This is a genomic window from Arthrobacter sp. LT660 (genome assembly GCF_056172845.1).
Genome location: NZ_CM149651.1, coordinates 1,969,343 through 1,983,653, shown reverse-complemented (window position 1 = coordinate 1,983,653; position 14,311 = coordinate 1,969,343). Strand labels below are relative to the sequence as shown.

Here is a 14,311-nt window from a genome sequence, read left to right as displayed (position 1 = left end):
GCGACCCCGCGGACGGGACCGTGCACCGGCAAGCGGACCGGGCCTCAGCCGGCGCCGTAGGGCCTGCGCCGGTCCGGCAGCTTGGCGCCGTCGGCCGACCATTCGGCGATCCACGGCCCGGTGCCCTCGGACCCGTCGAGGACGCCGGCCTCCAGCCAGGCGTACCTGTCCTCCAGCACGCGCTGGGACAGCCGGCGGTCCGCGGCGTCCGTGTTCCGCCACAGGGTCCTGAACAGCAGCTCGACCCGGCCGCGGGACTGGCGGCAGAACGCGTCCGCCAGTTCCGCTGCTTCCCGTCCCCGCGCGCCGTCGCGCTTGCGGAGCAGCTCGGCCCGGGAGACGCAGGCGGACATGGCGAACAGTTCGGCGCCGATGTCCACGACCCGGCCCAGGAAGACCTGCCGGTTCTCCATGCCGGCCTGCCAGCGCGCCATGCCCGCGAACGTGTTCCGGGCCAGGCGCCGGGAGGCGCGCTCGGCGTAGCGGACATGCCTCCCCAGCGCGCCGAGTTCCCGGTACGACGTCGGCAACAGGCCCGGTCCCGCCGCTAGCGTGGGCAACCATCTGGCGTAGAAGCCCGATGCCCCCGCCGCCGCCCGGCCCCTGTCCGCCAACCCGGCGTCCTTGTCGGCGAGGTCGCCGGAGGCCTTGAGGTGCGCGTCGACGGCCTCGCGGGCGATCAGCAGCCGCATGATTTCCGTGGACCCCTCGAAGATCCGGTTGATGCGCAGGTCCCGGAGGAGCTGCTCCGCGGGCACGGCGCGCTCTCCTCGGGCGCGCAGCGAGTCCGCGGTCTCGTAGCCCCTGCCGCCCCGGACCTGGACCAGCTCGTCGGCGACCCGCCACGCCATTTCGGAGCTGAACAACTTGGCGATCGCGGCCTCGAGCCGGACGTCCTTCATCCCCGAATCGGCGAGGGCCGCGGAGAGCTCGAACACGGACTCGAGCGCGAACGTCGTGGCCGCGATGAAGGCGATTTTCTGCCCGACGGCCTCGTGCCGGCCGATCGGCTTGCCCCACTGCACCCGCGCGGTGGACCACTCGCGGCTGATCTTCAGCGCCCACTTGCCGCCCCCCGCGCAGATGGCCGGAAGCGACAACCGGCCGGTGTTGAGCGTGCTCAGGGCGATCCGCATGCCCTGCCCCTCGCGTCCCAGCCGGTTGGCGGACGGGACCCGCACGTTCCGGAACCGGGTGACCCCGTTTTCGATTCCCCTCAGGCCCATGAACGCGTTGCGGTTCTCGACGACCAAACCGGGGGAGTCCGCCTCGACGACGAAGGCGGTGATTCCGCCCTTGGATGTGGTGCCGTCGGGCAGCGGTATCGGGTCGACGGCGGCCAGCACCACGACGAGTTCGGCCACGACGCCGTTCGTCGTCCACAGCTTGGCGCCATTGAGGACGTAGGACTCGCCGTCGTCGGACGCCGTGGCCGTGGTGCCCATGCGCGCGGGGTCGGAGCCGACGTCGTTCTCGGTCAGCAGGAAGGCGGTGATGGCGCCGGCCGCGCAGCGCGGGAGGAAGGCGCGCTTTTGCTCCTCGGTTCCGAACATGCGGACCGGCTCCGGCACGCCGATCGAGAGGTGGGCCGAGACGAGTGCGCCGATGCTTGGGCTGACGGAGCCCAGGAGCATCAGGGCCCGGCCGTAGTCCGCGAGCGTCAGGCCCAGGCCGCCGTAGTCGCGCGGGATCTTCATGCCGAACACGCCGAGTTCGGCGAGCGTGCGGATGTACTCGTCGGGGATGCGGGATTCGCGCTCGATCAGCCCGCCGTCGAACCCGCGCACGGCGTCGGCCAGCCGGGCGAGGAACTCGGCGCCGCGGGCCGAGTCCTCCTCCGGCGGCTCGGGATGCGGGTGGACCAGCGGCCAATCGAAGTGGCCCAGATACAGGCCCTTGGCGAAGCTCGGTCTGGTCCATTCGGACTCGCGGGCCTCCTCCGCGATGGCGCGGGCGACGTCGGCGTCGTTCCGGGCCGTGGTGCGGGGTCTTTCCATGGCGGACTCCCTCGGCGGGTGCGCCGCGCGGGCGGCGCGTGGGGTGGGGCCCGCCGGGCCGGGGGCCCTCACGTGATGCCAAGGCTACCCATTGGTAGCGCCCAAGGCCATGCCTCCGCCCCACCCCCGGAAGTGGACATTGCCGGGGGTTAACGAACCGTGGTGTCGTCCACTTCGGGTGGCTGGGGCGGAGGGGAGGCGGAGCGGCGCCGCGCGTGCCCTATGCCAAACTAGGACGCATGACCGAACCCCGCTGGCTTTCGCCGCAGGAGCGCGACTCCTGGCTGGCCCTCCTCGCCGTTTCCATGCACATGCCGAGCCGGCTGGACAGCGAACTGCACCGGCAAGCGCGCATCACGCTCTTCGACTACAACGTGCTGGCCATGCTCTCCGAGGCCGACGGGCGGATGCTCGCGATGAGCCAACTGGCGGGACTGACCAACGCCTCGCTGTCCCGGCTGAGCCACGTGGTCAAGAAGCTCGAGACCCGCGGCTGGGTGGAACGCACCCAGAGTCCCGCCGACGCGCGCGTGACCATGGCCCACCTGCGCGACGAGGGGATGGAGATGCTCGAGGACCTCGCACCCAAGCACGTCGAGTCGGTGCGGCGGATGATTTTCGACGGCCTCAGCGACCAGGATGTGACCGATCTCGCGCGCATCGGCCGCAAGGTCATTGCCGGCATCGACCCGGCCCACTGGATCTTTCGGGAGTAGGGCCCGCGTCGCGCGCTTCGGTTTTGCGATAGCGACGTGCCCGGCCTAAGATAGTAAGGCGTTAAGTCACGCGGGCTCTCTGCCGTGCTCCTTCGGGGGTGGCTGGGAAAACCGCGTGTTTACCCGTAATACCGAATATCTGGATCAACCGAGTAGGGAAAAATGCTCGACCGGTCCTGAGGTTCACCGTACTTTCACGCGGCGAGGCGCTTCGGTTGGTTCTCACCCAACCTGGTTACCTTCAAGGTTCGCAGTAATAAACGGTGTCACAACTGGTGGCGGGACTCTTTACGCAGGTCCAGAGGCAGCAACAACGCGCTGTATCTGTTACGAGTACCGTCAATTTTTACTACTACTGAGGAGTGATCATGGCAGCTGTATGCCAGGTGACAGGTGCGGTTCCGGGCTTCGGACACAGCATCTCCCACTCGCACCGCCGCAACAAGCGTCGGTTCGACCCGAACATCCAGAAGAAGCGCTACTGGGTTCCGTCCCTGCGCCGCAACGTCACGTTGACGCTGTCCGCCAAGGGCATCAAGACGATTGACGTGCGTGGCATCGAGCGCGTTGTTGGCGACCTGATTGCGAAGGGTGTGAAGCTCTAGTGGCTAAGGCACAGGACGTACGTCCCATCATCAAGCTCAAGTCCACCGCGGGCACCGGATTCACGTACGTGACGCGCAAGAACCGTCGTAACAACCCGGACCGCATGGTCCTGAAGAAGTACGACCCGGTTATCCGCAAGCACGTTGAATTCCGAGAGGAGCGCTAAACCCTATGGCTAAGAAGTCCAAGATTGCTCGCAACGAGCAGCGCAAGGTCGTCGTTGAGCGCTACGCCGCGAAACGTGCCGAGCTGAAGAAGACCCTGGTCGACGAAAACGCGACCGACGAGGCACGCGAAGAGGCCCGCTTGGGCCTGCAGAAGCTGCCCCGCAACGCCTCGCCGGTGCGCCTGCGCAACCGCGACGCCATCGACGGCCGCCCCCGCGGCACGTTCCAGAAGTTCGGGATCTCCCGCATCCGCTTCCGCGACATGGCCCACAAGGGCGAGCTTCCGGGCATCACCAAGTCTTCCTGGTAACCACCAGCGAGCGTGCGGCGAGGGTCCCTCCGGAGGGGCCCTCGCCTCTTTTTGTGCCCGGATTGCGGGATCGTGGGCCTGTGGCGGGGGCAACCGGGCCGTCGTGAGCGGTTTCGGACCTTCGTGAGCGGGTTTGCGTCGTGCGACGGCTTGCGACCTGCGCCGATGCGGACGTTTGAAGCCGAAAGTGTTCAGGACGGGCGACGGCGTGGGCCCGGTCCCGAGCGTACGACGGCGACGCGGCGCCTGGAGCGGGCGGTCTCGCCTCTTTTGTGCCCGGATTGCGGGATCGTGGGCCTGTGGCGGGGGCAACCGGGCCGTCGTGAGCGGTTTCGGACCTTCGTGAGCGGGTTTGCGTCGTGCGACGGCTTGCGACCTGTGCCGATGCGGACGTTTGAAGCCGAAAGTGTTCAGGACGGGCGACGGCGTGGGTCCGGTCCCGAGCGTCCGACGGCCACGCGGCGCCTGGAGCGGGTGGAGCGGCCGCGGTGCCCAAATTGGCGCCGGAAATCACGCGGACAGCTGAAAAACCCCTAAATTCCGCGGAAAATCCAAAATATTCGGGTCAAACCCCCCGAAACTGGGCGTGTCTGCCCTCCGCGGCTGGTAGTTTCCTTTCAGAAGTCCCCGTAACCGCGGGGCGTTCCGGCCGATCCGCGCCGGAAAGGAACAGTCCAGGAGGACATACATTGGCTATGAACCGTAGTGAACTCGTTGCAGCCGTCGCCGAGAAGACCGGCAACTCCCAGGTCGCCGTGAACGGCGTTCTGGACTCGGTGTTCGAGGTGTTCGTTGACCAGGTTTCCAAGGGCGAAAAGGTGTCGATCCCGGGCTGGCTCGCAGTCGAGCGCACCGACCGCGCCGCCCGCACCGGCCGCAACCCGCAGACCGGCGACACCATCCAGATCCCGGCCGGCCACTCGGTCAAGCTGACCGCCGGCTCCAAGCTGAAGGCAGCCGTCGCGAAGAAGTAGTTCGCGCCGCCTGTCGAGGGCCCGTCCGCCCCACTGGGGAGGACGGGCCCTCGCTGTGTGTCCCGGGCAATGTCCGCGAGCCGCCTCCGGACCGCTCGCCGGACCGCTCGCCGGACCGCCTTCCGGGCCGACGCCGATCCGGTGCCTGCCTTCGACGGCCCGGGGGCAGCCAGATTCTACGTGACGTAGAATTGGGGTTGTTTCGAATGGGCATGGCCGCATCTTCCGTGGGAACATGAGGGGGTCGATGGGACCCCGCGGGGCGACAAGCCCAGTCCGCGGACCGCCATTCAATCCGCCGAAACGAGCAGCCCGCACCCACCGCAGCGACAAGCCGCCGTAACCGGCAGCCCGAAACGACCGGAGGAGCCGTCCCGTGGACCACCGCCGCACGCGCCTGCTGCGCGGGTGGCTCGGTGCCCTGACGGCGACCGGGCTCGCCGCGGCCTCGCACGCGCTGGCCGGCGGAGGCCTCCCGGCCGTGGAAGTTCTGGTCCTGCTCCTCGTCGCCTCCGCCGCCATCTGCACGGCCTTCGCGGGCCGGGGGCTCGCGCTGGCCCGAACGACGCTCGCCGTCTTGTGCAGCCAGGCTATTTACCATCTGGCGTTCGGGCTGGGCCACCCGGCCGGCGGATCGGACCTCCACACGCCAGCCATGACGACGCCGGGGCGCGCCGGGCACGGAACGCACGGCGTCACGGGCGTCGACTCGCAGATGCTCATCTCCACGGCAACGACGACGGCGTCCGGCCCCGTGCCCACCGAGGCCGCCTGGATGCCGGTCGCACACGTGGTCGCGGCCCTCTGCACGGTCCTGGCCCTCCGGCGGGGGGAGCTCGCGGCCCGCGCCGTCGCCGACACCGCGTTCCTCGCCGCGCCGCTCAGGGTGCTGGGCCTGAAACCCGCTCCCGTCGAAGTCCGCGTCCTGCTGCCCGACGCCGTGCAGGTGCCGGGCCTGCCCGTTCTCGGTGTTCCGCTGCGCGCCCTACTCCGCCGCGGTCCGCCCGCTTGTCCTGCCCCGTAGCCCGACGCAGACAGCAGGCCCCGCCCCGCGGGGAGAGACAGGAAACACACCATGCAGAACGAACCTATCGCCAAGCAGCACCAGCACCACTCCCGGTGCGGAAGTCCCCGGAACCACGCTCGCACTCGCGCCACGGCGATCGTGGCGCCGCGTGCCGCGATCCGGACCATCCTGTCCGCCGCCGCGGCATTGCTCCTGGCCGGCGCGGCCGTCATGGCTGCCCCGGCCGCGTTCGCGCACGACGAGCTCATCGAATCCACGCCCGCCGCGGGCGCCACGGTGGACACCGCACCGGACGCCGCGACGCTGCGCTTCAGCAACCCCCTGAACACCATTCCGGGCAGCACGGTGGTCCAGTTGGCGGACGCCGCCGGAACGGAAATCGACGCCGAACCGAGCGTCGACGGCGACACGCTGACCGTCGACTTCGGACGGGGACTGCCAAGCGGGTCCTACGCGCTGCAGTGGCGCGTGGTCTCCAGCGACGGGCACCCGATCGAGGGCACGCCCGCCAACGGAGGCGCAATCGACTTCACCGTCGGCGCCGGCGGGTCCGGCGAATCGACGTCGCCCGCGGCGTCGTCACCAGCCCCGTCCGAGTCGGCGGCCGCCGCGCCCGAGGAAGGGGCCACCGACCCGGCGGACGCCGGGTCCCTGGGGCTCGGAGGCCTGCCCGCGCCCTTGGTCTGGGTCATCCTCGCCGCGGCGACAATCGCGGCCGCGGCCGTGGTGCTGGCCAAGGTGCGCCGCCGGTGAACCGGAACGCCGAGGCGACAGTCGTCGGCGCCGCGGACCCCACGGGCCGCGGCGACCGACGCTGGGCCGTGCTGGTCCTGCCCGCGCTCATCGCGGGGGTTTTCGCCTTGATCGCCGCGTTGCTGTACTCCGGATCCACGGTCGCCGGCCAACTGGCGGACCCGGGGGCCCTCACGCGCTGGGGACTGCCGTTCGCCGTCGCCATCCACCACGTATCGATGTCCCTGGCGGTCGGCGCGCTGGTGTTCGCCGCCGTCGTCCTGCCCCGCTCGACCAGACCGCAGCGCGCGCGCCGCGGCGGCGACGGCCGCGCCGGATCCACGGACGGCGGAACCGAGCACCCCGCATTCGCGCGCGCCATGAACGTGGCGGCCGGCGCCGGCATCGTCTGGACGCTGGCGGCGGCGGCCGTGCTGGTCCTGACCTTCTCGGACGTCGCCGGCCTTCCGCTGAGCTCCGATCCCGCGTACACCGCGGCGTTGGCGGACTACGTCGTCAACATCTCCCTGGGGAAGGCCTGGACGTGGATGGTCGCGATCGCGGCCGTCACGGCCTCGCTCGCCTTCGGCGTCCGGTCCCCGGCCGGGGTGGGCATCGCGGCGGTCTTCGCTTTCGCGGGCGTGCTGCCTGTCTCGCTGGTCGGCCACGCAGCGGGCGGTGACGACCACTGGGGGGCGACCAACGCCATCCTGCTCCACCTGGTGGGCGTGTCCCTCTGGGTCGGAGGCATGGGCGTCCTCGCGTGCCTCGCGGGCCTGCTCGAGGCCAAGGCGCCGGGCCGGTTCACGGGGGAGCGTCCGGTCCTGGCCGGCGTCGTCCTGCGGCGCTTCTCCGCCCTCGCCACGGTCTCCTTCTTCCTGGTCTTCGCCTCCGGCATCGTCAGTGCCTCGGTGCGGATGGAATCCCTCGCGCAGCTCGCCACTCCCTACGGCGGCCTGTTGGTCGCGAAGGCGTCGCTGACGCTGGTGCTGGGACTGCTCGGCCTGGCGCACCGGTTCCGCGTGATCGGGCTGCTCGAGGCCGGACGCACGACGGCGGTGCGCCTCGCGTGGCGGCTCGTCGCCGTGGAGGCGGCCATCATGGCGGCGGTGATGGGCATCGCGACGGCGCTGGCCCGCACGGCACCCCCGATTCCGGAGGACCTCCCGCCCGCCGCGACGCCCGCCCGAATCCTCACCGGGTACGATCTTCCCCCGGAACTGGTCTCCGGCAGCTGGCTCACCGTCTGGCGGGTCGACTGGTTCTGGCTGGCCATCATCGTCTTCCTCGCCGCGGCCTACCTCAAGGGCTTCGTGGCCGTGCGGCGCCGCGGCGACAAGTGGCCGGTGCCGCGTCTGGCCGTGTTCATGGTGGGCCTGGCGGCGCTCTTCTACATCACCTCGGGCGCCCCGGCCGTATACGGCATGGTGCTGTTTTCGATGCACATGGTCGGCCACATGGCACTGACCATGGTGGCCCCGTTCTTCCTGGTGCTCGGTTCGCCGGTGACGCTGGCCCTCAAGGCCGTGCCCGCCCGGACGGACGGAACCCGCGGACCGCGCGAGTGGATCCTGGTGCTGGTGCACTCGTGGTTCTCGAGGATCGTCACGCATCCGCTGTTCGCGGCGGCCAACTTCGCCGGTTCGATCATCATCTTCTACAACACGGACCTCTTCGGGTTCGCTCTGCGCGAGCACGTCGGCCACGAGCTGATGAACCTGCACTTCCTGCTTACTGGATACATCTTCGCGCTGAACATGATCGGCTCCGATCCGCTCCCGCGGCGCGCTCCGTATCCGCTGCGCCTGGTCATCCTGCTGGCGACCATGAGCTTCCACGCGTTCTACGGCGTGTCCATCATGAGCAGCGAATCCCTGCTGCAGGCCAACTGGTTCGGGAACATGGGCCGGACGTGGGGGCCGTCGGCGATGGAGGACCAGCAGATCGGCGCCGGTGCCATGTGGGGCATCGGGGAAGTGCCGACCCTGCTCCTGGCGCTCGGGGTCATGGTCTCCTGGAGCCGGGACGACGCGCGCGAAACAAAGCGCAAGGACCGCGCCGCGGACCGCGACGACGACGCTGAGCTGGCCGCCTACAACCGCATGTTCACCCAACTGAAGAACCACGACGAGGAGATCGACCACCGTGGCCGCTGAACCCCCACGCCCCCGCGGCGGAACGCCTCCGGGCGTCCGCTCCCATGTAGCGGCCATGCGCCTGGCCCGGATCCTGGCCCTGGTGACGATAGCGGTCGCCGCCGTGCTGGCGCTCGCCGGCTGCGCGGGCGGCGGCGCCCCGGGCGCCCCGGCCGAGCCGGGCGCCGGGGGATCCGGTCCTGCGGAATCCGGCGCCGCGGCGGATCCGCACGCGGGCGTCGAGACGCAGGAGCCCGCCGAAGCCGACGCCGACGAGGGGCCCGCGGACGCCGCCTCGGCCCGTGCGGTCGCCGCCGGGATCGAGCGGGCCGCCAGCTACGGCTTCGACCTCAGCCAGCCGGCGGGGGAGGAACAACTGGAGGCCCTGCGCTCGGCGCCCGCCGACGCGCTCGAGGGCGTCGTCGTCATCCCGTCGACCTGCGAGACCGTGCTGCGGGACCTCAACTGGTCCCCGGTCCTGCTCGGGGCGGACTCCGCCCGGACGGACTTCGCCACGGAGAAGGTGTCCGCCACCGGTTCCGTGGAGGTCGCCGCGATCGGCGACCGCGCGGAGCTGGACGCCCACTACGCCACCGTGGGGAAGATGCTCGGCGAGTGCAACGGGATGACGCTGAACATGCAGACCGACGGCGCGAACGGCGGCGTCGTGACCGAAACGGTTCCGCTGGCCAGCACGGTCCCCGACGTCGCGGACGGGTCCGCCGACTCGGCTCTGCTGTGGACGCGCGGCCGCGCCGACAGCGACCTGCGCCAGCAGGCCCTGGTGCTGATGAGGGAAAGCAAAGGGCACGTCGCGATGGTCTCGTTCATCGCCGTCGAGGGCCTGGAGGCCCAGGAGTTCGCGGACATGGCCTCCGCGGTGCTCGAGGCCGCCGTCGCGGAACTGCCGGAATAGGCACGACGCCGGGGACCGCCGCCGTCGTACGCCGTCACGTTCGGCGCGTGGGGGAATCTTCGGCGGGGATAATGTGTTGAGACCCTACGTCAGCCGACAAAGTCACAGGAGTGCAAGCATGAGTCCAGAAACCACCGAATCCGTCCGCGCCGCCTACCGCGTGCGGGCCTCCGAACTGGTGGGCCGCAACTGGCTCAACACCGGCGGCAAGCAGGTCACGCTCGAGGACCTCCGCGGCAAGATCGTGGTCCTGGACTTCTGGACCTTCTGCTGCATCAACTGCCTTCACGTGCTGGACGAGCTTCGCCCGCTGGAGGAGAAGTACCGCGACCTGCTGGTCATCGTCGGCGTGCACTCCCCGAAGTTCGAGCACGAGGCCGATCCGGTGGCCCTGGCCGCCGCGGTCGAGCGCTACGAGATCCACCACCCCGTCCTGGACGACCCGGAGCTGCAGACCTGGCAGGCGTACTCGGCCCGCGCCTGGCCGACGCTCGTCGTCGTCGACCCCGAGGGCTACATCGCCGCGCACCTGTCCGGCGAGGGCCACGCGAACGGGCTGGAGGTCCTCGTCGGGGAGCTCGTCGCCGAGCACGAGGCCAAGGGCACGCTTCACCGCGGCGACGGGCCGTACGTGGCGCCTCCCGCGCTGGAGGGCGACCTGCGCTTCCCCGGCAAGGTCCTGGCCCTGCCGAACGGCAACTTCTTGGTCGGCGACTCCGGGCACCACCGGCTCGTGGAGCTCGGCAACGACCTCACCACCGTGGTCCGGACCATCGGCGAGGGCGTCAAGGGCTTCGCGGACGGATCCGCGGACACGGCGCGCTTCAACGAACCGCAGGGCCTGGCCGCGCTGCCGGCCGACGTCGCGGCGAAGGTGGGATACGACGTCGTCGTCGCCGACACCGTCAACCACCGCCTGCGCGGGCTGTCCCTCGCCACGGGCGGGGTCACCACGGTCGCCGGCAACGGCGTCCAGCGCCTGCTCGACGCCGACCAGGCGCGCGCCGCGGGAGACGCCGCGAACGACGCCGATGCCTGGGTCCACGACCTCGGCGCGGTCCCCCTCGAGACGTCGCTGTCCTCGCCGTGGGACGTGTTGTGGTCCGCCAAGGCCGGCCGGTTGGTCGTCGCGATGGCCGGAACCCACCAGATCTTCTCGTTCGAGCCCGTGACCGGCGCGCTCGAGGTCTTCGCCGGCACCGGGCTCGAGGGCCTGCAGGACGGGGTTCCGGGACAGTCCTGGTTCGCCCAGTCGTCCGGCCTGGCCGACGACGCCCAGGGCGACATCTGGGTCGCCGACTCCGAAACGTCCTCCGTGCGTGTGCTGCGCCTGGGAGACGACGGCCGCGTGGCCACCGTCGAAACGGCGATCGGCGCCGGGCTGTTCGACTTCGGCTTCCGCGACGGCGCCGCCGCCGAGGCGCGCCTGCAGCACCCGCTCGGCGTGACGGTCCTGCCCGATGGTTCCGTGGCGATCGCCGACACGTACAACGGTGCGGTGCGCCGCTACGACCCGGCCACCGCCACCGTGTCCACGCTGGCGCGCGGGTTGTCCGAGCCCTCCGACGTCCTGCTGGACACGTCGGTCGACGGCGAGCCCGTGCTGCTGGTGGTCGAGACCAACCAGCACCGGCTGGTCCGGCTGCCGCTTCCCAAGGAGGCTCTCACGGTCGACGAGGGCGCCTCGCAGACGGCCCGCCCGAAGACTCCGGTGGCCCCGGGCGACCACGAGCTGGTGGTCCGCTTCTCGGCCCCGAAGGGCCAGAAGCTGGACGACCGCTGGGGCGACCCGACCCAGCTGAAGATTTCCGCGTCCCCGGAGGAGCTGCTGGTGGGCGGCGCCGGAACGTCGGTGGGCCTGACGCGGACCCTGCGCCTGAACCCGGACGTGTCCGAGGGCGTCCTGCACATCACGGCCCGCGCCGCGGCCTGCGACGGCGAGGCCGGCGGAGAGATCCCCGACCACGCAGCGTGCCACCTGTACCAGCAGGACTGGGGCATCCCGGTGCTGATCGACGCGGACGGCGAGACCGAACTGACGCTGGACCTGCGCGGCCTGGACTAGTCGGCCCGGTACTGCGCCACGAGTTCCCGCTTGAGGATCTTGCCGCTGGGACCGAGCGGGAATTCGCTGACCAGCCGGACGATCCGCGGGTACTTGTAGGCCGCGAGGCCGTCCGAGGCGTAGTTCCGGACGGCCTCGGCCGTGAGTCCGCTGCCGGGCACCGGGGAAACGGCCGCGACGATCTCCTGCCCGTGCGCGTCGTCGTCGACGCCGAACACGGCGACGTTGGCGATCTCGGGGTGGTTCATCAGGTACTCCTCCACCTCCCGCGGGTACACGTTGTAGCCGTTGCGCAGGATCATGTCCTTCTTGCGGTCCATGATCCGCAGGTACCCGTCCCCGTCCTTGGTGCCCAGGTCCCCGGTCCGGAACCAGCCGTCGACGACCGCCTCCGCTGTGGCCTCCGGGCGGTTCAGGTAACCGGAGAACAGGTTGTGCCCGCGGACCACCAGCTCGCCGAATTCGCCCCGGGGCAGCAGCTCGATCGCGTCGGGTACCTCGGCGCGGGCGATTTCGACGTCGACGCCCCAGATCGGCGTCCCGACCGTCCCCGGCACGGGGTCGCGGCCGACGTGGTTGAAGCTGGCGACCGGGGACGTCTCGGTCAGGCCGTAGCCCTCGTAGACCCTGGATCCGAAGTTCTCTTCGAAGGCGCCCAGGGCGGCGAGCGGGAGGGAGGCCCCGCCGGAGACCGCGTAGCGCAGCGCCGTCGGCTTCTCCGGGCGGTCGCGGTACGCCTGGAGCAGCCCGAGGTACATGGTGGGCACGCCGCAGAAGATGTTCACGCCGTCGTCGAGCAGCATGTCCAGCGCGCCGGCGGGCGTGAACTTGGGTAGGAGCATGATCTCGGCGCCGGCGCGCAGCCCGGCGTTGAGCACCACCGTCTGGCCGAAGGTGTGGAACAGCGGCAGGCCGCCGAAGATCCGGTCGCCCTCGCGGAAATCGAACGTGCTGGTGAGCAGGACGTTGACCTGTTCGAGCAGCGCCAGGTGGCAGCCCAGCGCCCCCTTGGGCTTGCCCGTGGTCCCCGAGGTGTAGAGGACGGTCGCGATGTCCTCGGGCCGCATGGGGAGGTACGTGTCGATCGGTTCCGCGGCGGCGGCGAGGTCCTCGAGCCGGTCGTGCACCCCGGGTTCCGGTGCCAGCACCGTGACGACGCGGGTGTCCGCGGCCTGCGCGGCGGGCGCCCCCTCCCCGAGCAGCGGAGCGGCGCAGACCATGAGGCCGGCCTCGGCGTCGCGCAGCACGTATTCGATCTCGTGCCGCTTGAGCAGGGCATGGATGGGCACAACGGTCGCGCCGAGGGCCAACACGGCATAGTAGGTGCGGGCGAAGTCGGTGACGTTGGGGATGAGCACGGCGACGCGGGATCCGGGCTGGACGCCGGCGTCGCGCAGGGCTCCGGCGTACGCCCGGGTCTGGTCCCACAGTTGGGCGTAGGTGACCGTTTCGCCCGCCAGGGTCACGGCGGGCCGGTCCGCGAACCGCTGGGCGGATTCGGCGATGATTGCGGCGACAGACATGGTGGCGAACAAGACCGCTCCTCTGGTGGGTGTGACACGTCACAATAGTCTCCTGTGAAACCGAGGCTCACGTCAAGATACTGAGTCTCACCAAAGGGTTTGGGGCGGCCGGACCCCGCGGGCGGGCCGGCTAGTCTCCCATCACGGGAGTGACGGACACGGACTCCGGGCCGACGCTGAGCCTGGCCGTGAAGCCAAACGACTCCGTCACCGTCTTCTCCTGGAACGCGCCGGTCATCAGGTCCTGTTCCACGAGGGTCAGCCGGGTGTCGACCTCGAGCGGCCGGAGCACCCACCCGCCCTGGTACGCCTCGACGTCGATCTTGGGGTAGCCGACCACGTCCCACTTGATGGTGTCGGCGGAAACGCGGGCGTTGGTGCTGTAGCTCAGGGGGCAGGCGGCCGGCTTCAGGACCTGCTGCGCCGTGCAGCCGTCGAGGTAGCCGCGGATCTGTTCGTCGATCTCGTCGACCAGTCGCTCGGTGGGACGGGTGACGAGGTCCAGCGGCTCGCGCTCGGCCGCCGGGCCGGCGTCGACGACGCGCGTCTTGGCCGGCGCCTCGAAGTACTTGGTCTCGTAGCTGGCCTCGACGACGGAAGGCAACATGGTGGGCACGCCCTGGACGCCCTTGGACAGGGGGGAGGCCAGACCGTTGACCCGGACTTCGTTCGTGGTGTCCGCCCTGACCTGGAGCACCGGTAGGTGTGGCGCCTCGAACCGCCACCGGTCGAAAAACATCCACTCGCTGCCGGACTTGCGCAGCCGGAACACGGTCTGGTGGTCGGATTCGTTCACGCTGTAGGTGGTGGTCACTTCGACGTGCCCGCCGGACAGCCGGCTGGTCCCGGCCACGCGGAAGTCGGTGATCGGCGCGACGGAGGCCTTCAGGCCCTCGCCGTCCAGCAGGAGCGCATTGCCCGGGGGCACCTCGGCGCCCACAAGCCCAAGGGCCTGCTCGCCTTCGCCGGCCTGGAGCAGCGCGAAGTAGTCGGTCACCAGGCGCTCCGGGCCGAACACGCGCTGGTTGACCATGGTCACGGTGACGACGGCGGCGACGGCCACAACCATCAGCGCGGCTAGCCACACGGCGACTACTTTCACGAGGGGGGAACCGTTCTGCACCCCTCCTACGTTACCGGCCC

13 protein-coding genes are annotated in these 14,311 nt (G+C 70.4%); 10 read left to right on the top strand and 3 right to left on the bottom strand.

What is annotated here, in order from left to right; all coding sequences use genetic code 11:
- Positions 1-44 precede the first annotated feature (44 nt).
- Entirely contained in the window at positions 45-1,997 is a 1,953-nt protein-coding gene (locus AC0QSG_RS09160; protein ID WP_475375151.1) for an acyl-CoA dehydrogenase family protein, read from the bottom strand.
- Positions 1,998-2,236: 239 nt separating this feature from the next.
- Between AC0QSG_RS09160 and AC0QSG_RS09155 the strand changes: the two genes are divergently transcribed.
- The 10 genes from AC0QSG_RS09155 (at position 2,237) to AC0QSG_RS09110 (ending at position 11,645) form a co-directional block, all read left to right on the top strand.
- Complete coding sequence (locus AC0QSG_RS09155; protein ID WP_435727338.1) at positions 2,237-2,713, top strand: MarR family winged helix-turn-helix transcriptional regulator; 477 nt, start codon at positions 2,237-2,239, stop codon at positions 2,711-2,713.
- Positions 2,714-3,081: 368 nt separating this feature from the next.
- Positions 3,082-3,318: a 50S ribosomal protein L28 gene (gene rpmB, locus AC0QSG_RS09150; RefSeq protein WP_475375150.1), complete on the top strand. Its 237-nt coding sequence runs from the start codon at positions 3,082-3,084 to the stop codon at positions 3,316-3,318.
- The gene (gene rpmG / locus AC0QSG_RS09145) at positions 3,318-3,485 is read left to right on the top strand and encodes a 50S ribosomal protein L33 (protein WP_435727336.1); all 168 of its coding nucleotides are present in this window, start codon (positions 3,318-3,320) and stop codon (positions 3,483-3,485) included. The genes rpmB and rpmG overlap by 1 nt, the downstream gene beginning before the upstream one ends.
- 5 nt (positions 3,486-3,490) lie before the next feature.
- The gene (gene rpsN / locus AC0QSG_RS09140) at positions 3,491-3,796 is read left to right on the top strand and encodes a 30S ribosomal protein S14 (protein ID WP_435727335.1); all 306 of its coding nucleotides are present in this window, start codon (positions 3,491-3,493) and stop codon (positions 3,794-3,796) included.
- A gap of 689 nt (positions 3,797-4,485) precedes the next feature.
- Positions 4,486-4,770: an HU family DNA-binding protein gene (locus tag AC0QSG_RS09135; protein WP_435727334.1), complete on the top strand. Its 285-nt coding sequence runs from the start codon at positions 4,486-4,488 to the stop codon at positions 4,768-4,770.
- A 376-nt stretch (positions 4,771-5,146) separates the two neighbouring features.
- Complete coding sequence (locus tag AC0QSG_RS09130; RefSeq protein WP_475375149.1) at positions 5,147-5,794, top strand: hypothetical protein; 648 nt, start codon at positions 5,147-5,149, stop codon at positions 5,792-5,794.
- 51 nt (positions 5,795-5,845) lie between these two features.
- A complete protein-coding gene (locus AC0QSG_RS09125; RefSeq protein ID WP_475375148.1) occupies positions 5,846-6,550 on the top strand; it encodes a copper resistance CopC family protein in 705 nt (234 codons plus the stop codon).
- On the top strand, positions 6,547-8,685 hold the full coding sequence (locus AC0QSG_RS09120) for a bifunctional copper resistance protein CopD/cytochrome c oxidase assembly protein (RefSeq protein ID WP_475375147.1): 2,139 nt from the start codon (positions 6,547-6,549) through the stop codon (positions 8,683-8,685). The genes AC0QSG_RS09125 and AC0QSG_RS09120 overlap by 4 nt, the downstream gene beginning before the upstream one ends.
- On the top strand, positions 8,675-9,580 hold the full coding sequence (locus AC0QSG_RS09115; protein WP_475375146.1) for a hypothetical protein: 906 nt from the start codon (positions 8,675-8,677) through the stop codon (positions 9,578-9,580). Before AC0QSG_RS09120 ends, AC0QSG_RS09115 begins: the two co-directional genes overlap by 11 nt.
- A gap of 118 nt (positions 9,581-9,698) precedes the next feature.
- Entirely contained in the window at positions 9,699-11,645 is a 1,947-nt protein-coding gene (locus AC0QSG_RS09110) for an NHL domain-containing thioredoxin family protein (protein WP_475375145.1), read from the top strand.
- Here the strand turns inward: AC0QSG_RS09110 and AC0QSG_RS09105 are convergent.
- Entirely contained in the window at positions 11,642-13,168 is a 1,527-nt protein-coding gene (locus AC0QSG_RS09105) for a long-chain-fatty-acid--CoA ligase (protein WP_435727353.1), read from the bottom strand. The two genes, AC0QSG_RS09110 and AC0QSG_RS09105, sit on opposite strands and share 4 nt — an antisense overlap.
- A gap of 130 nt (positions 13,169-13,298) precedes the next feature.
- Complete coding sequence (locus AC0QSG_RS09100) at positions 13,299-14,270, bottom strand: hypothetical protein (RefSeq protein ID WP_475375144.1); 972 nt, start codon at positions 14,268-14,270, stop codon at positions 13,299-13,301.
- Positions 14,271-14,311: the final 41 nt, after the last annotated feature.